Origin of the sequence: Butyricimonas hominis, from assembly GCF_014287455.1 — a bacterium.
In the GTDB taxonomy this organism is placed as follows: domain Bacteria; phylum Bacteroidota; class Bacteroidia; order Bacteroidales; family Marinifilaceae; genus Butyricimonas; species Butyricimonas muris.
In genome coordinates this window covers 249,981-273,984 of record NZ_JACOOH010000006.1, presented here as the reverse complement: position 1 = coordinate 273,984, position 24,004 = coordinate 249,981, and the positions used below count along the sequence as shown (strand labels likewise).

Here is a 24,004-nt window from a genome sequence, read left to right as displayed (position 1 = left end):
TGTTTTAGAAAGTTGCATTTAATGTTATATTCATACTTCGGGCGAACGGGTAACTTAGACCTCTTTCTGCTTTTACAGTGGAAAGGCGGAATAGATCGTTGGCTCCGAGTTCTAGACGCAGCATGCTGACACCGATACGTTTCAATAACGTGGGATCGAAATCATAACTTAGAGAGAGAGAATTTAAACTTACCACGTTCTCGTTTTGGATGAAACGTTCTGTCGGCTGAGTTTTTTCACTACGCATGCCATCTGCTAAAGATTTATATTTAGCTCTATCTCCGGGTTTTTGCCATCTGTCTTTCAAAATTCTTTTGTCGACATTGTATTTGTATATATTGGCGTCTTCCACTTTCTCCACCAGAGTCGAGTTATAATATTGTCCCCCGTATTTATACATGAAGGAGGTAAATAACGTCCAACTTTTATATCGGAGATTGAAACCGAAAGAACCTTGAATATCCGGTTCCGAGTCCCCTAATGCTACCTGGTCGGATGCGTTCCATGTATAAGTGATCTCGCCATTCTTTTTCACGAAAATTTCTTTTCCGTTCGTCGGATCTATACCAAGGGAACGAACGGCATAAATCGGCGTCAACGATCCTCCTTCCACGTATTGTTTGAACGGTTCGGATATACTATTGTTCCCTATAGAAGAATTATATACGAGCGTATTTTTATCATTGAAATGGTCTTCTACTTTTTGATTGTACGCTTTCAAACTTTCTGCAATCTTCACGAATTTACGTTTGTCATGTGCTAAATTGAAATAAACGTTGAAATTCCAGTCTGTTTTATTAACGATACTGCTCTTTAAAATGATTTCATAACCTTTTCCTTTCACTTCGCCAATATTGTCTTTATAAGTGGTGAAGCCAGTAGAACTGGGAATAGTGACATCATTCACCATGTCAACGGTTTTCTCGATATAATAATCAGCCGAAAGATTCAAAATCCCCTTAAAGATTTCAAAATCAATACCGAAATTTGTTTTGTATTTTTTCTCCCAGCCCAAATCTTCATTACCTAATGCGATAAGAGTGGCACCATATCCTGTTTTATACCATTCGTCATCTATAGTTTCATACATGGTTTGTGCCTCGTACGGGGAGAAACTCACGTTTCCTGTTAATCCGTAACTCGTGCGTAATTTTAGAAGATTGAGCCAACCGATATTTTTGACAAAATCATAGTTGTGTAAATTTACGCCGACTCCACCGGACCAATACAAAGCCCATTTTTTATTATGTCCGAATTTTGACGAACCGTCGGTACGTATAGAGGCATCTAATAAGTAAATATCATTGTATGAATAGTTCAACAAACCGATAAAACCGATTAGGTGGCTTACGTCTTTCGAGTTCGATGGTTTCTCTCTGACCTTTTCAGCATAACTGGGAGAGGAGAAAATACCGGAAGGAAATCCTTCATAAATCGTTGTTGTGCTTTGGGAGTCTGTGCTAGAACCGTTCATGCCGAGATTGAAGTTAATATTGTGATTTTCAATACTTCGATTATATGAAAGATTAGCTGTGAATTCCCATGATGCACTTTTCCCGTCACGTTGGGTTAAAGAACCGGACGTTAAATTGGTTACGGACAAAGGATTCGTGTTTCTTTTAGATTTGGGATCCACGAATTTTTTCCCTTCACTGATTGTTTGGGTAACCTTGAACGTCCCTTTAGCCAGTAAATGGGGTGTAATAAACCAATTTATACCTAATTCGTTTTCCAGAAGGTTTTCTTTTGTGCGGTCGAAACTCGCTAGAGTGGCTTCCCATAAAGGATTAACGATATCAGTTTGCCTAAGTTCAGAGTTCCATTGTGTAGTTTCTGGCAAATAGTTGCCATTCTCATCTTTATATTTGTCATAGGGTAACTTCTTGGTGTATTCCGAGAAACTACCGTAGGGAGATTCTTTACTTTTGGTTTGTTGGTAAACGATTTTATCTTTGATTTGAAAATTACCCAATCGATAGTCAATACTAAATTCAACTCCGGCATTGTTACGACTGGATTCTTTCATGATACCGTCATTGTTTGCGTAAGTTAGATTTAAACCGAAACGTAAATCTTCATGTCCGCCTTCAAGGAATATACTGTGTTTGTGATTGAAAACGGTTCTTAACGGTTTGGATAACCAATAAGTGTCAACCCCTTCGATAATATTGTTTAGCTTGCTCTGGTATTCTCTATCTAGTTTTGCTTGATTATCCTCGTAGTATGAGTCTGACGGATCTGCTTTAAACACGTTGGCGGCAACCTCTGTTGCGAGTTTTTCTTTAGCATTCATCAGATTGTAATCACTTAAATCTGGGATGGAAAGCGTACCGGTCATGGAATAACTGACATTTATTTTACCCGGTTTGGGTGCTACCGTGGTAATTACCACCACGCCGTTCGCTGCACGGGAACCGTACATGGCAGTGGCAGCCGCATCTTTCAATATGGTCATGCTTTCAATCCGGTTCGGGTCAAAGTCATACACTTTTTGGATACTGACTTGGAAACCGTCCATGATAAAAAGAGGAAGGTTTGGGTTATTCTCCAAATTGGCTTTTGTCGTGTAGTTGGGGTCAAGTTCTTTTACTCCTGTCCCTGAGCGACCGCGGATATACATTTCCGGGAGGGTATTCGGGTCTGAACCCCACTGATTGTTTTCTTGTAGCCGAAATGAAGGGTCAAAAACTTGCAATGCTTTTATAACGTTAGTTTTCGATACCTTCAATAATTCATCTCTTTTTACGGATACAGAACTTCCTGTAAAACTTTCTTTTTTAATGTTGGCGTATCCCGTCACGACAACCTCATCCATCTGTTTTACATCTTCCTGCAATTTAATAACGATCTCGTTTTCATCGTTTTTGGGATCATTACTTACTTTATAACTTTGTGTTTCAAACCCGATGAAAGAAATAACTAAGATAATACTATCCATTTTAGGTATTTCCAACTTGAACTTGCCATCCACATCGGTTACAACACCTAGTGTTGTGCCTTTGATTGTGATGGTAGCTCCCGGCAAGGTAAATCCTTTGTCATCCAGTACTTTCCCTTTTATGGTCCGAGGTTTTTCAGTTTCCTTTTTATTGTCATCGGCAGGACGGATGATGATGACATCATCTTCTATCTCGTAAGATAGCTTGGTGCCTGAAAGTAAGGTCTTGAGGAAATCGTCAATGGATACATTTTGAAGGTCGATATTACGTTTCCCGTATTTATTAACCTCTTCTACCCGGTACAGGAAACGATAGTTCGTTTCCGTTCTGACGGTTTTAATCATTTCGTCGATGGTTGCGTTTTCCATTTTAACGGTCACTTTGATGACTTGTGCGGTAGCGTTCACGTCGAAATACATCGTTGTGATAAGCGCTATCAAGAGGCTTGCTCGTAAAATCCGAAGAATTTTCTCCCACCTTTGATGGCAATCAAAGGTGTACTTCCGTTTTTTTTCCATAACTTTGAGTACTTAATAGTTTAAATAATCGATTTCTAAATAGACTTGTTTATGAGTTGGTTACAAATGGGAGGATGGATCAGATCCTCCTGTTTTTTATTGATTGATAACTTCTTCCACTATAATATTATTTCCATTCACTTTGAATCGTATGGATGTCGCTTTTTCTATCATTCCGAGGGTCTTTCTGAAATCCCCGTATCTCTCCAGATCTCCCGTGAAATGGTATTTTTTCACTGCCGGGTTGACATAGAACACGTTGATATTATACCAACGGGAAAGTGTTGTCATGATTTCTTCGAGCGGTTTGTTTTCAAACACGAACAATCCTTCCTTCCATGTCGTGTATAAACGTACATCTACTTTGCGGGTAGTCAGATTACAGGAATGTTTTTCGTAAACAGCCTGATGGGATGGAGTTAATGTTACATTTTGTTTTTTATCCGACACGTTAACAGAACCCTTGCATAGCGTAGTTTCGATAACATCGGCATCCGGGTATGCCAAAATATTGAATTCCGTTCCGAGTACTTTCACTTCAATATTCCCGTTCGTTTTCACGATAAAAGGTTTTGCTGCGTTTTTTGTGACAGAAAAATAAGCTTCTCCGGAAAGCACAACTTCTCGTTTTGTTTCATCAAATTGAGCAGGAAATGACAATTCCGAATCCGAGTTTATCCAGACATGCGTCCCGTCCGGTAGGATAAGTTCATATTCTCCGCCTTTTGGAACTTGTATTGTATGTCGTTTATGTTTGATGTTTAAAGAATCTGCTTGTTGTTTGTATTCTAATGCATTTCCGTTGTTGATGGCAATAATTCCGTTACCTAAATCAAGTGTTTGTTGCGTGGATTGTTGTGATAAACTGATTTGCCTTCCTTCCGGTGTGATTAATATCGCTTTTGAACTTCCTGCATGAATTTCAGCTACGGGAAGAACCTCTTGTTGTGTTTTGTCATACCTCGGGACAAACAAGCCGATCGTGATGGCCACTATCGCGACAGCAGCTGCACTAGACCACCATAAAAGTGTACGGGATTTTGTTTTGTGCGCGGGCGCAATTTGTTTCTCGACCTTTTGCCATGAGGCATGAGGGTTAATGCGATGGAATTGTTGATCCCGAGAACGTTTATTGTCGGGATTTAAGATTCGCTCATGCAACTTGGCTCCGGAAGAGTGTTCTGCTTGCCATTGTTGCAATTCGGTTTCTTCCTCCGGTGAAAGCTCTCCTGCCATTTCTTTGGCAATGAGTTGTGCGATACGGTATTCTTTTGTGTATTCTAACATAAATATAGACGTTACAAAACTATTATCTATTTACAGAACACGGGATAAGGTCAAAAGGATGAATGGAAAATTATTTTTTTTGATAGAAAATGGAATTTTTTTTATACTTCCCCGATTCTTTCTTGTACGGGAGAATCGGGGAAATAAAGAGATTTATTTTTTCCTGCGCCTCCACCACAATGCAAGGCTTAAGAAAGTCAAGATGCCGGGGAAAACACCCATGAAGAGAATTTTTAACCAGACACCGGACTTTTCATTCAAGTAAACCTTATTGTCGGAGGAACGTTTTCGGTTGGTATCTATCGGGTATTCTCCGTTCGTGAGAAGACGGAATGATTCCGTGACAACCGTGAAATTAGAGGATTCGATCCCGTTTCGTTGGCGTGTAAGTTCACCGTTTCCGATGCAATCCGCGTCCCCGAGAACTATGATGCCTTGTTTTTTGCCGTTTATCTGGCGGGTTAAATACATCATGGTTACATTTGCCTGTTCGATTTCTCCGATAGCAAGATTGATGCGTGTCGTATCTTCAACGAAGTTCGTCGTTTCCAGTTCACTCCATGAACCTGTGGAGTCGGTTGTCATCAATGGAATTATCGTGAAACCTTTCTCTTCTATTTGCTTGATTCCGACAGTAGAAGGCATCGTGATCTTGTAACCGAAATATGCCGCATCGCTGAATCTTTTGCTTAAATCTTCAGCGGCTTTAGTGATGGAAGATAAAATCAAATCTGCCGGATAATCCTTGCTTTCCTGCACGAGAATACCCGGCATGAAGCTTAATCCCAAATTTGCTAACGTGTGGTTCATTTGTTCTTGGCGACGAGGTTCTCCGGCGATAATCAGATTACGCCCTTCGGCGATATAACCATCAATCATACCCTGTTCTTTGGAAGAAAGTGGGGTGCGGATATCTGAAATCACGAGAATATCCACTTCATCGGGTATTCTATCTAGGGTATCAAGAGCGAGTGTAGTAATATCAAAACCTTGATTAATAAGTGAATTACGGAATCCTTTATACTGAGAGAATGCATAATAATCTCGGTCTCCACCCCCGTTTATATTTCTCTCACCGTGTCCGGTAACGAAGGCAACCAAAGGCGCTTTTACGACCATGCGTTTAAGAGCGGCAGTGATCTCGGTTTCCGTGGGGAAGCGCATATTATCGTCATAAAGGCGGAGGTATGATTTTTGTCCGTTGCCTCGTTCCAACACCCGTACGAATTTGTTGTACTCGGCAGACAGGTCTTCTGTTTGCCGTATTTGTTCGGGATTCAACACTTGATCGATATTCCAATCAAGGGCTTCACATATTTTTTGAGCACGTTGTTCGTCGCTTAAACCGGGATAGCGTTGATCAAGACTCGGGTTGTCTACTTTGTCGTAATAATAAACGTATTTCATCTTGATCTCCGGTTTGAAGCGTATATATTTCTCGAACCGTTCGATATCTTGATTGTGATAACGGGGCAATACCCGGAAATAATCTTCGTCAAGAATGTTGACATAAGAGGTGATAGTCAGGGGACCATCCAGTTGTTCCATGACGTCCAGACTGTTTTGAGTCAAAGTGTTATCTTTCATTTCGGTTGCATCATAATAACAGCGAAGTGCGGGACGGGATGAAACATAACCGATCAAAAGAGTCACGACAATAATTCCTCCATAGCGAAGTGCGGATTGTGATGTGGTACGTTTGGTTCTTTCGGATTGTAAACGTAAAATGGAAAATATAATGAAAAGAATAATTACCAGTAGGAAATAAAGTAGATCTTCGCTGGTAATAAGACCTTTAAAGAATGTGTCTGCGCGCCCCGAGATGGAAAGCCAGTATGTGATATCCCTCACGAATGGGATTTCCTGACCGACATTCCCGATATAGTTGAGTACGGCAAGTATGGCAAGAGTCCCCACGGCTGCAACAACCTGATAAGACGTGAGCGAAGACATGAATAACCCGATTGCCGCGTAAGCACAAATCATGAGGAATATTCCCAGTAAAGCAGTCAAGGCAAACGACGAATCAATATCCTTGATCGTGAAAGCCGTGAAGGCATAGTAAACGAATAATATGGCTACTAGAATCAAGGCGTACACGATCATGGAAAGATATTTCCCAAAAATGATTTGCCGGTTTGTGATCGGGGATGAGTACAATAATTTAATAGAACCACGGTTATACTCTTGGCTCATAAGCCCCATCGTGAGTAATGGAATGTATAGGAACAAATGTTCTTGCATACTGGAAATAGCTCCCTGCCAACCGAGCAAGAGGCGTCTGGTGGCCCCGATAACAGTATACCCTAAAGCTTGGGAACGTAATGCATCACCCCATGCTTCGGCATAAGCCATTCCCGACTGGAAAGTGAAGATAATAAGAATAAGCCATGCTATCGGGGAATAAAATAGCGTGCTCAGTTCGTTTTTGGTTATCTTTAATATTGTTTTCATAGATAGAATTTGCGTTTACTGTTGTACTTTTTTTCCTGATAATTGAGCGAATATCGTGTCAAGAGCCAAGCGTTCCAGTTGTATCTCGGCTAATTCCCAGTTATTGGTAACACTGAGTTGTACGATATGTTCGCTAATATCCTTTGACGCGTCGAATTGCAGGCGATAGCTGCGGGGAGCGAGCTTTTCCACTCGGGCAACGCCTTCTATCGCTCCTAGAGTTTGTTCGGATGGAGCCGCGTCAAATCTGACTAACAACGTGGAAGGGGCAACGTAATTGTTAAAATCGTCCATGCTGCCGGAAAATACGAGTTTACCTTGTTCAATCATTTTGATGTTATTACAAGTAGCTTGTACCTCGGACAAGATATGTGTCGATAACAATACGGCATGATCGGTAGCAATCTCTTTTATCAAGTGGCGTATTTCTACAATCTGGTTCGGGTCAAGACCATTTGTCGGTTCATCAAGGACAACAAAACGGGGATTATGGACAATGGCTTGTGCGATGCCCACGCGTTGTTGATATCCTCCCGACAGATTGTTGATAATACGTTCGCGGAAATGTGTGATATCACACCGTTTCATGGCACGTTCCACGGCAGCCGGGATTTCATGTGTCGGCATTAGCCGAAGGTGTGCGCAATAAGTCAGATATTCTTCCACGGTAATATCCGGGTATAGTGGCGGTTTTTGGGGAAGGAACCCGATATGTCTTTTGGCTTCCACCGGGTTCGTCCGTAGGTTGTAGCCGTTAAGGTAAACTTCCCCTTCGGTCTGGTTCAGCACGCCGCATATAATATTCATTGTGGTGGACTTCCCGGCACCGTTGGAACCGAGCAATCCTAACACCCCTTTTTCTTTGATCTCAAAGTTTATATCTTCTATAGCCCATTGTATATGATACCGGTGAGACAAATGCTCGACCTTTACTATTGAATCTTCCATGTGTTATAATTTAAAATTTAGCTATTAAAATTTCTTTCTCTTGTACCATACCATAAAGCCAATGAAGGCCAAGATAAACGGTATGACGCCCAGTGCGAAGGCTGAAATCCAAGGAGTTGCTGCCCGGCTGACAAGAATCCTGTTGTCGATAGCTTCCGGGCGGGATGTATCGATAGGGAATTCCCCGTATGACAGCCATTTGAACGTTTCGCTGATGAAGTCGAAATTGACGGCGAAAATTCCGTTCCGGCTATTCATCAGTTCCGTGTTGCTGATACAATCGGCGTCACCCGTGACCACGATACGTTGTTCCTTGTTTCCCCTTTGGCGGGTAAGCGAGAGAATGACAGGATAAGACTGTTCCTTTTCCCCGATAGCCTCGTTAATGGATAACTCCCCGTCCAGAAAATCGGTTGTTTCCAGTTCATTCCAACTATTCTCCTTAAGCGTCATGGCAATAGGTTTTACAGTGTATCCTTTGTCCGTGCTATAATGTAAAGGAGATGCATCCGGCATAACGATTGAGGCTCCCCATCGTTTGAGTTGGGCGTACCGGGGACTTTGTGCGGCGGCATTATCCGTTAGTTTCGCGGTGACAACGGATGGCAGGTAATCTTGATTACGTTGCACGAGGGTTCCCGGCATGAGTTCTATCCCGAATCGGGCGAGCAAGGGATTCATCGCTTCTTGACGATGGGGTTCCCCAAGGATGAAAAGATTACCGCCCCGTTCTATATAATGTTCCAATCTTGTCATTTCTTCTTCGGAAAGAGGGCTACGCATATCGGCAATAACCAGAATGTTAATGTCTTCTGGAATATCGGAGTCTTTAATAGATAATTCCGTGGCATCGAATCCTTGGTTGATCAGGGAGTGACGGAAATAAATACTTCGGGCGAACGTGTAATAGTAACGGTCGCCGGCACTATTCACGTTACGTTCCCCGTGTCCCGTGAGAAAAGCAACTTTAGGGGCGGGGACTAGGAAGCGTTTCAACGCTGTAGTGATCTCGGTTTCCGACGGGTGCTTCATCATGTCATTGTAAAGACGAAGAGTGGTTTTCTGACCGTTTTCCCGTTCCAGTACGCGAAGGAAACGGTAACCTTCCGACTTGAGATCAATAACCTTGTCAATCTCCTCCTGCGATAGGAACATGTCAAAATCAAGTTCCATGATCTTGCAGATACGCTCGGCACGCTCTTCCCCTTGTAACTCCTCGAAACGTCCATCGAAAGAAGGTTGAACCGATGGAGCGTAATAATAGACGTACTTCATTTTGATCTCCGGTTTAAAACGGACATACTGTTCGAAACGGGAGAAATCTTCTTTTAGTTGGCTCGGGAGTGCGCTACCGTAATTCGCGTCGAGGATATTCATGTAAGTCGTGATGGTTAATCCCCCGTCCAGATTTTTTACAACTTCCTGGCTGCCGGGAGTCAGGGTATTTTTCTTTAAAGCGGTTGCGTCATAATAAAATTTACTTGTCGGAAGAGAGGATACATACCCTATGATCAATGCGCACGCGATAACCGCGAAATAGCGGGCAAATGTAACAGCCTTGCTTCTTTTCTTGCGGGCAGCCTGCAAGCGCATGATAGATAAGATAATAAATAGAGAAATTACGATAATGAAATATAGCACGTCTTCACTGCAAATCATTCCTCCAAGAAATTGATAAGCGCGTCCCGAGATGGATAGCCAATACGTGATATCCCGCACGAAAGAAATATCCTGTCCCACGTCACCGATAAAATTCAAAACGGCAAGGACTGCAAGTGTACCCATCGCTGCCACGACTTGATAAGACGTGATGCTTGACATGAAAAGCCCTATGGCGGCATAGGCGCAAGTCAGTAAATAGAGTCCCAGCAATCCGGTAAGAACGAACGCGATATCCATGTTCTCGATGGTAAAAAATCCGAAAATGATATAAATCAGAAGTATGCCCATGAGCATTGCCCCGTAAATTAACATGGAAAGGTATTTTCCTAGAATAATCTGTGTTGTCGTTATCGGGGAAGAATATAGAAATTTGATAGAACCGCTGCTTAATTCCCGACTCATGATTCCCATGGTGATCAGGGGAATATAGAGATACAGGCTTTTAAGCATGGAAACCAACAACCCTGTGTATCCGGCAAAAGTATTCAATGTCACTTCTCCCAGCCCGTATTCCAAGGCTTGGCGTTTTAATTGTCCCCCGAAATTTTCACTGAAATTCAATCCAGCCTGAAAGGCAAAAATAACTAGGATCAGCCAAGATACAGGCGAACAGAATAAGATGCGAAGTTCCGTCTTCGCTAATCTGAATATTGTTTTCATGTTAGATGATTATCTTTTATATTAAAATATTTTTTCCGGATAATTGTGCGAAAACCGCATCTAAAGAATCCCTTTCCAATATAATCTCGTGAAGGTGCCATTCATTGGCAACGCTCAATTCGATCATTTTTTTCGTGATCTCTTGACCTGAAGAAAAGCGCATGCGGAAACGGGTATCCGTGATATGTTCCACGTGCGTGATCCCGGGAATAGCGGATAGAGTTTCTATAGAAGGGGGTGTTGTCATGGAAACGATAAACGTGTTAGGTTCCATGTAATTATTGAAATCCCCAATAGTGCCGGAAAAAACAACTCGTCCCTTTTCGATCATTTCTATCGTGTCACAAGTAGCTTGCACCTCGGGTAGAATATGAGTGGAAAGCATGACGGAGTGATCTTCGGCAATTTCCTTGATCAAATGGCGTACTTCAATGATTTGGTTCGGGTCTAGCCCGTTTGTCGGTTCATCGAGAATCACGAATTTCGGATTGTGTACGATGGCTTGGGCTATTCCTACCCGTTGTTGGTACCCTCCGGATAGATTTTTAATTAATCGTCTGCTGAAATGAGTGATTCCACAACGAGCTTTTGCTTTATCCACTGCTGCTTTAACCTGTCTTTTGTCCACGAGGCGCATCAGTGCGCAGTGCGTGAGATATTCGTCAACAGTTAGATCCGGGTATAGCGGGGGCTTTTGTGGAAGAAAGCCGATGTGCTTTTTAGCTTCTACCGGATGCTCGCGAAGACTGATACCGTTAATATATACTTCGCCCTCTGTTTGATTGAGAACCCCGCAGATGATATTCATCGTTGTGGATTTCCCCGCCCCGTTGGAACCTAACAGGCCGAGAGTCCCCTTCTGCTTGATTTCGAAATTGATGTCTTTTATCGCCCATTGCACACTATAACGGTGCGAGAGATGTTCGACTTTTACTACTGCTTCTTCCATAAATTTTTATTGTGTTTCTGATTTATATTTCTATTTGCAGAACACAGCTAAATTCGAAAAGGATGAATAGGGGGTGCGTTTTTCACTTTATTTTGACATTTCTTTTAGAATTATTTTTCTGCAAGAAATAGCAAAAGAACGTAGAAATAATCTTTTAATAAAGTTTTTAGTGAATCTAATGCGTTATATTTTAGTGTCTTGACGGAGTTTACAGAAATACCTAATATTTCAGCGATCTCTTTATTTTGTTTCCCGTCTAAATACATTTTAACTATTCGTGCACTTTGCGGGGGGAGGGCATTCACGGCATCATCTATGATTCGGTAGGCTTCTTCCTCGATCACGAGGTCTTTAAAAACGGCTTCTTGGTTTTCGACTTCGGGCGAGGTGTAATCCACGGTTATTTTTTTATCTCGAATGTAATTGAAACATAGATTTTTGACCGCTACATAAAGAAACGTTTTCAAACTCGGGATGTCATTGTATGCGCTACGTTTTTCCCAAAGTTTTATGAATGCCTCTTGCACAATATCTTCCGCGGCACTTTGATCTGTGATAATTTTCATGGCGACAATACACATAGAAGGATAAAACTCTTGAAAAAGAGCTTCAAATGCCTTGATATCCCCATTCTTAATATCTCCATATGTGATTGAAACACTCATAGCACAAAACGTTCGTTTAATGGTATCAAAAATAATAAAAAAAATATCCTTTCGAATCGAAATCAATATATTTTTTTTGACTGGTAATGAAGAATTTCCATGAAAGCGCTTAATACACAATGATAATATCGTAAAATACCATTAAACGAAGGTTTAATAATAGATAATTAAAGGGTATTTCCCTCTGACGGTAATAGGGATAGATTACCGTATTTATTTATTATCGTAATGAATTGCTTGGAATCAGCTATATCGAAATATCTTTATATATGTTTACTTGAGTTTGTTCGATTTTATTTATTTCCTGCTTTATTTTAGTTGTGTCAAACTCCCACGTATTCACTCGGTGAGAAACGATTCGGGTTTTCATTACCGAAAAATAAATATAGATGTAAGGGAGTTCCATCCGGTTGTTTTGCCGGGGGAATTTCGACGGTAACCTCGCCATCGCCCCGGTGTGCATTGATGCAGGTGATGAATTGCGGGGAACGGGGTAGCGTGCCGTAGAAATACCCGAGATACACCTGATCTGCCGCATTTGCTTTCGGGCAATCGACATCGTTCTCCCACCGCAGGGTTACTGTCCAGCCGTTGCGTTCGGTACACGTGATGACCGGGGCATCCAGTGTTCCCATCGAGAAGCGGAAGGTGGGAAACGCCCACACGCCCTCGCCCGGGCGGAAGCAGCTCCCGTTGACGGAATGGAATAGCGTGTCGCTCTTGGGTGCTCCTGTTTGTCTTGCCCATACACTCCATATCGGAAGTCCCCCGATGGCACGGCGGTACACTCGCCACATCTTGCGAACTTCGGTAAAGCGATTCGAGGATTGCTCCTCGCCTTCCGTTCTTGTTTTCTTGGGCCCTCGCTTGGTTTTGCAGGTTCTCACTTGTCCGCCTTGAAGAAAGAAGGTTACCCCATCCACCCGGACCGGTCCGTTGGCAAGCATTGCAAGAAGTATAGGTGATGTTTTATCCATAACATAAATGAGTTAAGTATTAGTAAGGTATCAATTCCGGTGCAATAGTACAAAAAATATTGTAAATATACAATAGATTCGCTGTAACAACGCTGTACATATACAGCGTTGTTACAGCGAACCTACAGTGAATCTACAGCGTTTCTTACGGTAGTGATACCGTATTGATTCGAAAATAAAATTGAAATAATTTATGAATTCCCCTTGTATAGGGTTAATTGTGGATTAATTTTTGTATATTTGTGGGTAGGAAAAATAAAATGAAGTATCTATGGCAGAATTTGTAAATCCGGTAGGAAAGATTCGAGGAAAATACGGGAACGTGATAGGTTACGTGAGACCCGACGGGAAAAATTGTTGCAGAAGCGCATCGTTAAAACGCAAATCCGGGGGCGAACCTCAGAAACGGCAGTCTATGGCGTTTGGGACGGTCGCGGGGAGAAAGCAGTGGTTAATGAATATAATCCGGGTGGGATTCCCCGGGGGAAACGGTTATGCCAAGGGGTTTAACGGTTTTACCGGGGCGAACGTGGCGAGTGCGGTTACCGTGGAGAAAATTGACCCGGGAAAGCCGGTGAGTAATCGTAAAAAGGCAGAGAAGGAATTCACAGGAACGATTGATTACCGTAAATTGCGTGTGGCGGCGGGACAGTTGGTCACCCCGGTGGTCGGTGTCGAGGTGGATGCCGAAAACCGGAAGGTCGTTTTTACCCACGAGGGGATGCCCGTGGAGTCGGTGGATTGTTTCGCGGATGACAAGGTGTACGGGGTAATCCTTTTTGTGCCAAAACGGCGTTGTCGATTGCAGGAGTTGGGAACGCGGGGTGAAACGTTTGTTGCGAGCATGGAGTTCCCTAATCAGGCGGAAACGGACGGGCTTTTTGTTTACGTTTTCGCGGGAAGAGCCGACGGGAAAGACACATCGGATTCGGTGTGCGTGTGGGAACCGGAGGATAAAGGCTGACCGAATTTTATTTTTCGATCAGCCTTTATGAATGAAACAATCCGTTTTGCCCGATTATTTGTTCAAGGCTTTTATTTTAAACAGGATCGCTTGATAGTGTGCTTTATCTACTTTGTTGGCAGTGGCGATTCGATTTTCCAGTAAAGTTTTTACTTTATTGAGCATGGTTATGTAGCAGCCTTCGGATTCGTCAATGCTTTCGATTTCCAGTTTTTTTTGCCACTTGTAGCCGTAATCGAAGTTTTGTTCCAATCGTTCGGCGATGGCTGCTTGTCCTTTCTCTTTTTCGATTTCTTTCAACTCTTTGTAGTACCGTTGGGTAATACCGGATGGGTCAAGGCGGTAGTCAATGATTTCGTCCAGCGAGGGGGCGTAGGCGTTGAAAAGCGGAGTTTTGCCTTCGATGATTCGGGTAGCTCCTTTCACGAGTACCAGCATGGCGAAGCGTTGCAGCATCCGGTCATTCGCGGTCAGCTTCTTGTTGTCGATGGTGTTTTTCCAGATACCGGTGTACAAGTCATCGTAGTAGTCTTGTATCGTGTAAGGATCGTCAGACAGTTGGGCTGCCACTTGTACCTTGTTGGATAGTGTTTCAAATATGGTTTCTGCCATACCGGAAACGACACGGGAGGACATTTTCAGAGAAAGGCTTGCTTGTGGGGCGTTTGCTTGATTGTCCAACCATTCGCAGTCCCGGAGTTGGTTCAATACCCAAGTGATGGAGCGTTTTTGCAGTGTTTTGGGCAGGGCTTCAAAACGTTTGCCCGGCGTGCCTTCTTTCACCGCGGTCATGCGTATGCCGCCCACGTTGTACATCACATTGCGGAGGTAGCGGAAGTATTGGCTGGCTAGTTCTCCGTACAGTTCCTGCCGGTGCAGGGTGGTTTCGTCGTTTTGAATCCAGTCGTTCAGGTTGGCGAAGATGTATTTCAGGTTTTTGATCCCGTATTCGCCTGCCTTGATCGGATCATCGCCGAGGTCTTCCTCGATGGCAGTCGGGTCGTAACGGCTTAGGATTTGTTGTTTGCCATAACGGAAACGGGGGTCTCCGGCTTTTTCGTCCACCCATTTTTCGAGAATTTTGGCTTCTTCGGCGGAGGTTAGGTTACCGGAGATGGGGGAATATAACCATTTGATGGCGAATTCATCGTACACGCCCAAGTCGGGAGGGGTTAACCTTACACCCGTGTCACCCGGTTGTGCCACGTAGTTGAATCTGGCGTAGTCCATGATCGACGGTGTGGTACCGTATTTTTGGGTGAAGGAGGCGGAACGTAATGAATCAACGGGGTAGGCGTTGGATGCGGACATATTGTGCATTAACCCGAGGGTGTGTCCTACCTCGTGGGCGATGACATAGGCGATGGATTCCTTCACGATGTCGTCCGGCATCTTTTTGGCACGGACGGAGGGATCGATGTGTGCCGTTTGCACGAAACGCCAATTGTTGATTAGTTTGATGATGTCGTTGTAGACGATGACCGATGCGTTGATGATTTCCCCGGTCGTGGGATCAACCCACGAGGGACCCATTGCGTTCTCGATGCTGAGCGGGACGTAGCGGATACAGGAATATTTCAGGTTGTCCGGGTCAAAGTCGGGGTCGTCTTTCGGGAAGTCCCGGACTTGCACGGCGTTTTTGAATCCGATTTTTTCGAATGCCTTGTTCCACCGGAGTACACCCTCTTTTATGGGGGCTTGCCACAATTGCGGGAAGGCATTGTCGATGTAGTACACGATTGGTTTCTTCGGTTCTACCAGTTCGCCCCGTTCCCATGCGTTCATGTCTTTGGGTTCGAGCCGCCAGCGGTTGGCTATGCTGTAAAAGTTGATTTTGTCTTCCTCGGTGGAGATGTGTTGTTTCATGGTGAGGAAGATACCCACGCGGGAGTCGGATACGCGGGCTTTCATTTTGTCTTCCGGCAATAGCAGTACGGTGCGTACTACCCGGGCGGATACGTCGCCGCCGCCGCCGGAGAAGAACAGGTAGCGCAGTACGTAGCTGAACGACAAATTGGATTCTATGGTCACGTTGTCGTCGAATGCCTTGATGCTGCCTAACGAGGACAGGTCTGATTTCATGTTGGAAACGACGGACAAGGGACCCAGTTGCGTGATGATGGGGGAAAGTTCGGGCTCATTGGTCATGAACAGGGAGGTCATGTCGAAGACTACAGCCGTGCTGTCCGGATTGTATGCCAGAACGGGGTATTTTTTGATGTACACGTCTTTGAAGCTGCTTTTGACTGCCCGGGTCAGGTTCGGGTCGGATTCGTCGTACGTTACCGAGCTGGTCACGCGTTGCAGGTAGACGAGGCTGTCCTCAAGGACGAATTTCACGTGCATGGGATCCCGTCCCTTGTACCCGATGGGGCATACCGTGGGTTCACTGGATTCCGCCGGGGTGGAGGCGATCAGCATCTCCCGTGTCATGTATTTTAACGGGAATTCAAAGTAGACTTTTCCCCCGAGTTTGTGTAAGGTGATGAAATTTCCTTTCGCGGTTTGGCAACCCGGTTTCTTGAGGAGTTTGTCGTATTTGCTGACTTTCTTTTTTATGGAGTCTGTTTGAGTGGTTTTCTTTTTGTCCTTTCTCTTTTTTTCTCCTCCATACGCTAGGCTACATGGCACAAGAAGGGCTAGTGCCAGGATGAGTACATACAATTTTTTCATACATCCAGTTTTTAAAGTTAACATTTTGTTTTTATTGAGTGGTTATTTAAAAGGCTCGGATCGCTCTCACCCACCGTTTGGTCGTTTTGGAGGTGTAGGGCATACTTTTTTCGTTTGTTTTAAAGAGTACCTGATAGGCATTTTGTGCGGTCATTTCGGAAGATGCCCACAGGTGCATATTGTTGTCATAGACGAAGGGTGTTCCGCCGACGGCTTTTACCATGGCGTCGAATTGGTTCCGCCACGTGATGTTGTGTGTACCGGCAAGTTGTTTGCACCCGGTGGCGGCGAAATAAAGTTCCTGTAATTCTTGGTAGGAGGGCAGGTACCATTCCCCGTCGGGGTTGTTGCTGTTTTTGGTGTTGTATATCCAGTGGAAAATCGGGTATTTTTCGGCAAAGTCGGGGGCGTCTTTGTGGTTGTGGATGACGGAGAGCGTATTGTTCTTGCCGTCGGTTTCCGATTGCACTTTTTCAAGAACATCCGGTACGCCCCATTCTCCTTCAAACATATCGAGGGACATGATCAGACCGTGTTCTCCCCCGTGGGTGACTTTGTAGACGATGCCGATGGGATGGGTGGCATCCGGGTACGGGTCGCCGATTGCCCGCATGCTGGCTTTTTGGGTGACCATGAGGAAGCCCGGGGTTTTGCGTGAAACGACGATCACTCGTTCCGTCCGTTCTGATTTGGTGGGGTTGGGTTCGGCTCCCACGATCACGTAGCAACTGTCACGGTCTGTTGTTATCCATGAGTTTTTGGAAGCGACGATTCGCCATTGGGGGTTGTCCGTGAACACTTCCACTTTTTGCGGTTCTCCGCTTGCCTCGAGCGTGACGGTTGTCGCCGATAAGTCCAGTGTTTCTTCTTTGTCATCGTTGCAGGCAATCACGCTACCGAGGCATAGGGTCAAGAGTAGATATATTAACTTTTTCATGTTCGTCGAATTTTAAGGTTTTCCGAATTATTTTTTTGTCATGGTTTTCAGTTCATTCGCGAATAGTAGTGCATTTCGGTATTTGTCGAGCAGGATTTCCATGTAGTATTCCGCGTATTCGTCCACGAGTTCCTGAAATTCTTGTTCCGTGAGATCTTTCAGATCGTTTTTGTCAAGGTTTTCTTCAAGGAAGTCGGGGATGATTTCATTCATCTCTTTTTTCATGTTCTCGCGGAATAGGTCAAGGTCGTCCCCGTACAGGAGTGTGGCTTTGAGGTAGGCGGCAAGGTCTTGCGCTTTTGTCGGGGTGGTGTATTCGTCGACGTCGGCGTATCTGCCGTCCGGGTTGGGAGCGAGGAAGCCGAACCCGTACCAGATGTCGAATGCCGGATGGGCATCTCTAGGGTCTTTATAGTAATTGTCAAGGACGCAGTTGTATATGGTATGCCCGGCTTCCGGGTCTGCCCATTCCGCGAGTTTCTCGGAGAGGGCGTAGAAGTTTTCGACTTGTTCCGTCGGGTTGCTGTACAGGTAAGCCCCACAGGTTGCTCCCGTGATTTCGGCAGCGAAATCATTCTGTTCCTCCGTGGTCATTCCTTGTATGTCTTCAACGTTGCCAACGGCGGTGGTCATCATTGCCGTCCATGTTTTCCCTGTTCTCATGGTGGTGGAAGAGGTCGTGTTTAATATCAGTTCCTTGACGAGTAGGAAACTTTTAGGATAGGCTACTGCCGGGATGTCGGGGATTACTTTTTGCTGGATGAATCTGACGGCGTCGTAGAGTTTGTCCCGGTCTGTCGACAACATGTATTCGACGGTCTGGTTGTTTTCTTCTATCGTGTAGCATAAGTCCAATATCTCGTAATGGATGACTGAATCGCCGTATCCGGACATACCCCTGTATTGAGAACCGATGGTGTCGTTGTAGTAGACGGATATCCTGTTGTTCTTGTAAATATCGTAACGCAATCCGTCTAGAGGGTCGTCACTGGGCTGTATGGCGAACCAGTCGATATCGGCGTACGTGGGGGCTAATTTGCCGTCATCGCTTGCACATCCGCAGAAAAGTAGGCTTGCCAAAAGGATATTTAGTAATATATTGTTTTTCATATTATGGTGTTTTTTAGGGTGTTATTCTTTACTTTCCGGTTGTCGGTCTTTGCGTCCTTCGTTTTGGAGCAGGGCTCCTTGGTTTTCGGTGATTTCGTCTTCCGGGATCAGGAGAGTCCATCCGGAAGGTTCTTCCGAGTATTTGCCCAGTACCATATCGCTCAAGGTGACGGCGGAGCCATCCTCGTAGTAGGGGTGGCGGATGCTTGTTTCGGAAGGGTATTTTGGACTGACGGCATAACGTCGCAGGTCAAACCAGCGATGTCCTTCAAAGGTGAATTCCAGACGGCGTTCGGTGCGGATGAAGTTTACAAGGTCTTCGCCGCTTTGAGTGATTTCACCACCGTTCTTGTCCGCGAATCGTTTTGCTCGCAAGGCTTTGAGCAATTCGATGGCTTCTGCTTCTTTGCCAAGGATGGCTAAGGCTTCGGCTTTGTTTAGGTAAGCTTCGGATAGCCGGAGCCCGAAGGTATCGGAATATTCACCCCCGGCAGAGGAGGCTTGTTTGTTCGGGTAGTTGTAACGGGCTCCCCCGAAATTACCCGATTTGAAGAATAGTTTGTTGCGTAAATCTCCCTGCGCATATAGTTTTAAGAATTCGTCCCGTACCCGGAAAAAACTACGGTACATGTACATATATAATTCGTTGGAACCACCGTAGGAGTTTCCACCATTCGTGAATATGGTTTCCGGTGACGTGGCGGATAGCGCTTTGCCCGCGGTCACGGTGTTGTAGTCGAGAAGGTGATATTTTGTTTTTTTCATTACGGAGTCGCAATGTTCTACGCATTTGTCCCATTCGCCCATGTAGAGGTATAGGCGGCTTAGTAGAAGGTGTGCGGCTTCTGCCGATGCCCGGAAGGTGGTGGGTTGGTCGATGCCTTTCAAGCACACCGTTGCGTTTTGTAAGTCGGAGATCATTTGGTCGTAACATTCTTGCAGGGTGTTGCGGGTGAAGTTGCGGTCTTCGATTTTTGCCGTTAGTTTCAAGGGTATGCCCAGCTCCCGGTTTGCCGTGGCTTTCGAGTAGGGTTTAGCGTAAATGTTTGTCAGGAAGAAGTAGTATCCCGCCCGGAGAAAGTGTGATTCTCCTTTGATTCGTCGGTAGCCGTCGCCTTTCTCGTCTTTGAAGTCATCGATTTCACTCAGAATGGTGTTCAGGCACAAGATGTGTTTATATAGGTTGCTCCATGTGGGTTCGGCGTCCGGGTTCGCTTCCCAGTTGTAGAATTTCAAGTATAGTTGGGTGGAAGTCGAGACGGCGGTTACGGTTCGGGTGTATTCCACGTCATCGTCCATGAGATTGAGCCATTTGCCGATGTCCCATCTGGTAGGTCCGGAGAGGTAGCCGTCGCCGATGAGAAGTTCATGGAAATCGTCGGTGCAGGATGGGTACACGGTATCCTTCGGGTATTTGGTAAGAAAATCGTGACAGGAGGTTAGTACCAGCACGATGATGAGCGATATGTAAAGTATTCCTGTTTTCATAAGTGGTTTGTTTAAAATGAAATATTCAGGTTGAAAGAATAGGTCGGACACAAGGACATGTTGATTTGTGGTGCCGAACCGTTCTGTGTCGCGGGATCTTGCCCTTTGAGTTTTTTGCTACAGAAAGTATGCAGGTTTGTTGCCGAGAAGCCCACGTAACAGTTTTTTAAATTCAGTTTGTTGCATAGTTTGTCGGACAGGTTGTAGCGTAGTGACAGCGATTGGATTTTGACGTAATTGCCGTTTACGACTCTCAGATCGGAGTTGTCGTACATTTGCCATAGGTCTGATGCGAAGCTGTATGAGATTCCCGCTTCATTTTTGGCGTTGTAGTTGTTCCACCATACTTTGTCATGAAGAGTGTTCACGAATTCGGGACCGGAAACAACTCCCGGGATGTCCGTGCGTAGTTCGTCACCGGGGACTTGCCAGCGTTTCAGAAATTCTCGGCGTACGTTTTCTGTCGGTCGGGGTGCGATGGTGCCATATCTGGAGGATACATTGGAATACATTTTTAACAGACGGATTTTAGCTCCGAAGCTGTAAGCCACGTTGATTGCCATGGTGAAGCGTCGCCATGCAAACGTGTTCTGGATTCCTCCCTGTATGTCGGGTACCCGGCTTCCGGAGTAGACCATGATTTCTTGCCACACGTCTTGCCGGTCGCTCGTTTTGTTGAATTTTTCCATGAGATCGGTTTTTTTGCCGTCGATGTAAGTGGTTTGATCGGAACCGAAGAATATGGGTAGCCCGTTTTCCGGTTCGAGTCCGATGTATCGGTATGAGAAGAAGGAGTTGAGCGGGCGACCGGCGATGTCTGCCGAGCCGTTGAGGTACATATCGTATGTGACGGTTTGTTCGAAGGATCTGTCCTTGCGTGACCGCCGGTTTACGAGTTGGTTGACGACTTGCCCGATGTTGGGGTTGAATGTCCAGCGAAATCCGTTGATGTTGACGCTCCGGGTGTCTATCGGGGTAAAGTTCATGGAAACTTCGATGCCCTGATTGGTGATGACTCCTTGGTTTACCGTCCAGTTGTTCAGCCCGTTGATTTTGGATACGTTTTTAGTAAGGAAGGCGTCTTGCGTTCTCTTGTAGAAATAGGATACGGAGCCCCGGAGGAAATTTTTGAAGAAGGAGAAGTCGAGCGTGGCGTTGTAGGAAGCTGTCTTTTCCCATTTCAAATCCGGGTTCGGGTAGTTTTGCACGGTGGAGTAGAATTCTTTCCACGTGTCTTGTATGCCTTCTTTGCGGATGACGAGTTTTGCCGAGGCGTTGTCTAGCATATTTCCCTGGTAACCGAATGAAGCTCTTAGGTCTAAGGTGGTGATCCAATTGGCTTTTGGCAGGATGCTTTCTTTGATGTTCCAGCGTCCGGATACCGACCAGATGGGAGCTAGTTTCTCGTTTGCCCGGGAACCGAAACGGTTGGAGGCGTCTATGCGGATGTTGGTATTTAGGGAATACATATTTTTGTAACTGTAGGAGATGGTGCCATAGAAGGAAGCCACGTTGGTCAGTTTATCTGTCCATTCGCCTATAGCCGCAGAGGTCTTGCCTCTCCATTTCATGAAATCCTCGTATTGGTTCCAATCGGTGATTTCTGCCATCTTTTTTCCCCTTTCCCGCAGATAGCCCCGGTAGGTTTGATTCAGCCCGTAGTATTGCGTGGAAGATATTTCTCCCCCGGCGGAAGCGGTGATGAGGTGAATTTGTTCGGAATCGATGAATTTGTTGAAATCCAGTTGCGCCCGTATCACGTAGGAGTATTTTTCGGAGTTTTGATAGATAAGTTCTCCCCCGAACGGAAGTTTGTTCTGGATTTGAAGAGATTTGGCGTAGAATGATTTTTCTCCATGCCAGGTTTCCTGGGTGGTGTTTGCCGTGGAGTAAGAACCGGTAATGGCGGCTTTTAACGGTTCGAGGATTTTGTAGTCTACGGTTGCCCGGATAGTCATGCCCGTGGAACGGATGTCTTGCGAGGTGTTGGCTACGTCCTCGAGGATGTTGAAGTCTACGGGTTGGTTATTTGACGTGTAACGCTGGTAGTACCATAGTTCTTTGTTTTCGTTGTAGACGGGAAGTGCCCGCGTGGTGTTGTAGGCATACGTGGTGACGCCGACGTCGCCGGGTGTGTATTTCCGTTTACCCACGTCCGCGGTTATTCCCATGCGGAAGGTGAATTTGTTGTAGTTTGCTGTCAGGTTTATGTTTGCCGTGTAGCTTTTGTTGTTTTCTCCTTTTATGCTTCCGCTGGCATCGCTGAAACCGATGGACGCGTAATACCTTAAGCTACTGCTACCCCCGGAGATGCTTAGCGTGTGTTTGTGGGTGAAGGAGTTGCGCATGAGCAGGTCGAACCAATCGGTGTTCACGGATTCGTAGTACCCGACTTCTTTCTGCATTTCTTCGAAAGTTATTTTGTTTTCCCAATAGTCCCGGAGCGGTTTCTCGTATCCCATCCAAGTTTGTAAATCCCCGAAAGGTACTCTTTTTTCGATGAGTTCCCGGGAATAGGCGATTCTTTCGCGGGAGTCCATCATGTTCACGCTGTTGTCCCCGTAGTGCGGGCGGCGCATGAAGCTTCCCGATAAGGAGTAAGAGATGGTGGGTGGTCCGGGTTTGCCTTTTTTGGTCGTGATGACGATAACCCCGTTGGCGGCACGAGCCCCGTAGAGTGCGGTTGCCGAGGCGTCTTTCAGTACGTCGATTTGTTCGATGTCTTCCGGGTTAAGTCCGGATATGGCGTTGCCGACCAGATTGACGAAGTCCAGATCGTTGATTTGTTCCGGATCGACATCCACGGGGTTCTCCTGTACGATACCGTCGATGACCCACACTGGTTCCTGTGAACCGAGCACGGTGGATGTTCCTCGGATGCGGATGCGTGGTGCGGCTCCGATTTGACCTGAGTTTTGCATGAAGGTCATACCGGGAATGTAGCCTTCCAGCATTTGGTCAATGGATTGCAATCCGGCGACAACGATGTCCGAGGCTTTGATGGATTGTATGGCACTGGTCGTTTTGCGCAGGTCGATTTGTTGGTAACCGGTGTTTACGATGACCTCGTCCAGCATTGCCGATGATTCTTTCATCACGACGTTTATGGTGTCCTTGCCTTTGTACTTGATTTCTTGGGTTTCCATGCCGATAAAGGAGTAGACCAAGGTGATGGAATCCAGTTTCGGGAGTACGATTTGGTACCACCCGTTGATGTCGGTGGAGGTGCCCATCTGACCGGGTTTCAAGCGAACGGTTACACCTGCCAGTGGGTGTTTTTGTTGATCCGTTACTTTTCCCACGATACGGATTTCTTTTTTACCTTCCGGTTCGATGGGTTTTTCACGAATGATTACCACGTTGTCGTCCCACAAGTATTCCAGCCCGAATTCGGGTAGGAGTTCGTCCAGAATCTGTTTGAGTTCTTTGTTTTTAGCAACGAGGTTGACTGTTCCTTTGTTTTTGATGAGGTTGTGATTGTACAAGAAATCACATTTTGCCTGTTTCCCGAGTTCTTTGAACACGGCGGTCAAGGATACATTCTGCATATTCGCGTTAATTATCACTCGTTGAGAGAAGACGTTTGCTTGTACTGTCATGAATGTACAACATAAGATGAACCATGCGAATTTCATAAAGATTAACATTTTACGCAACGAAATCCAAGGTATGGTTTTCGTTCCCATTCGTTTTTTTTCCATAAATTTGTAGTTGATAGTTATACATGTTACACCTATTACTTGCAAGGCTATAAGTGTAATTTAACTTGGAGA

14 protein-coding genes are annotated in these 24,004 nt (G+C 45.2%); 1 reads left to right on the top strand and 13 read right to left on the bottom strand.

What is annotated here, in order from left to right:
• Nucleotides 1-4 precede the first annotated feature (4 nt).
• The 8 genes from H8S64_RS14675 to H8S64_RS14640 form a co-directional block, all read right to left on the bottom strand.
• Nucleotides 5-3,457, bottom strand: coding sequence for a SusC/RagA family TonB-linked outer membrane protein (locus H8S64_RS14675; RefSeq protein ID WP_186976985.1), 3,453 nt, complete (start codon nt 3,455-3,457; stop codon nt 5-7).
• Nucleotides 3,458-3,553: 96 nt separating this feature from the next.
• Nucleotides 3,554-4,744, bottom strand: a complete 1,191-nt coding sequence (locus H8S64_RS14670) for a FecR family protein (protein ID WP_186976983.1) — start codon at nt 4,742-4,744, stop codon at nt 3,554-3,556.
• 153 nt (nt 4,745-4,897) lie between these two features.
• The gene (locus H8S64_RS14665) at nt 4,898-7,198 is read right to left on the bottom strand and encodes a Gldg family protein (protein ID WP_186976981.1); all 2,301 of its coding nucleotides are present in this window, start codon (nt 7,196-7,198) and stop codon (nt 4,898-4,900) included.
• Between the two features lie 15 nt (nt 7,199-7,213).
• Nucleotides 7,214-8,146 (bottom strand): ABC transporter ATP-binding protein, encoded by a 933-nt coding sequence (locus H8S64_RS14660; protein ID WP_186976979.1) that lies wholly within the window; start codon nt 8,144-8,146, stop codon nt 7,214-7,216.
• 24 nt (nt 8,147-8,170) lie between these two features.
• Nucleotides 8,171-10,468 carry a Gldg family protein gene (locus H8S64_RS14655; protein ID WP_186976977.1) on the bottom strand — a complete coding sequence of 766 codons (2,298 nt, stop codon included), beginning with the start codon at nt 10,466-10,468 and terminating at the stop codon, nt 8,171-8,173.
• Nucleotides 10,469-10,484: 16 nt separating this feature from the next.
• Nucleotides 10,485-11,417, bottom strand: a complete 933-nt coding sequence (locus tag H8S64_RS14650; RefSeq protein ID WP_099290694.1) for an ABC transporter ATP-binding protein — start codon at nt 11,415-11,417, stop codon at nt 10,485-10,487.
• A 110-nt stretch (nt 11,418-11,527) separates the two neighbouring features.
• Nucleotides 11,528-12,148: an RNA polymerase sigma factor gene (locus tag H8S64_RS14645; RefSeq protein WP_255469553.1), complete on the bottom strand. Its 621-nt coding sequence runs from the start codon at nt 12,146-12,148 to the stop codon at nt 11,528-11,530.
• Nucleotides 12,149-12,405: 257 nt separating this feature from the next.
• A complete protein-coding gene (locus H8S64_RS14640; RefSeq protein WP_255469552.1) occupies nt 12,406-13,059 on the bottom strand; it encodes a hypothetical protein in 654 nt (217 codons plus the stop codon).
• A gap of 271 nt (nt 13,060-13,330) precedes the next feature.
• On the opposite strand from H8S64_RS14640, the gene H8S64_RS14635 reads away from it, so the two are divergent.
• Nucleotides 13,331-14,023, top strand: a complete 693-nt coding sequence (locus H8S64_RS14635) for a hypothetical protein (RefSeq protein WP_186976975.1) — start codon at nt 13,331-13,333, stop codon at nt 14,021-14,023.
• 54 nt (nt 14,024-14,077) lie between these two features.
• On the opposite strand, the gene H8S64_RS14630 is transcribed toward H8S64_RS14635, so the two are convergent.
• Genes H8S64_RS14630 through H8S64_RS14610 form a run of 5 tightly spaced genes read right to left on the bottom strand, consistent with a single transcriptional unit; the run spans nt 14,078 to nt 23,932 of the window.
• The gene (locus H8S64_RS14630; protein WP_099290691.1) at nt 14,078-16,696 is read right to left on the bottom strand and encodes a zinc-dependent metalloprotease; all 2,619 of its coding nucleotides are present in this window, start codon (nt 16,694-16,696) and stop codon (nt 14,078-14,080) included.
• A gap of 46 nt (nt 16,697-16,742) precedes the next feature.
• A complete protein-coding gene (locus H8S64_RS14625; RefSeq protein ID WP_186976973.1) occupies nt 16,743-17,633 on the bottom strand; it encodes a BACON domain-containing protein in 891 nt (296 codons plus the stop codon).
• A 27-nt stretch (nt 17,634-17,660) separates the two neighbouring features.
• On the bottom strand, nt 17,661-18,743 hold the full coding sequence (locus tag H8S64_RS14620) for a hypothetical protein (protein WP_099290689.1): 1,083 nt from the start codon (nt 18,741-18,743) through the stop codon (nt 17,661-17,663).
• Nucleotides 18,744-18,764: 21 nt separating this feature from the next.
• Nucleotides 18,765-20,231: a RagB/SusD family nutrient uptake outer membrane protein gene (locus H8S64_RS14615; RefSeq protein WP_186976971.1), complete on the bottom strand. Its 1,467-nt coding sequence runs from the start codon at nt 20,229-20,231 to the stop codon at nt 18,765-18,767.
• An 11-nt stretch (nt 20,232-20,242) separates the two neighbouring features.
• On the bottom strand, nt 20,243-23,932 hold the full coding sequence (locus H8S64_RS14610) for a SusC/RagA family TonB-linked outer membrane protein (RefSeq protein ID WP_255469551.1): 3,690 nt from the start codon (nt 23,930-23,932) through the stop codon (nt 20,243-20,245).
• Between the last annotated feature and the right edge of the window lie 72 nt (nt 23,933-24,004).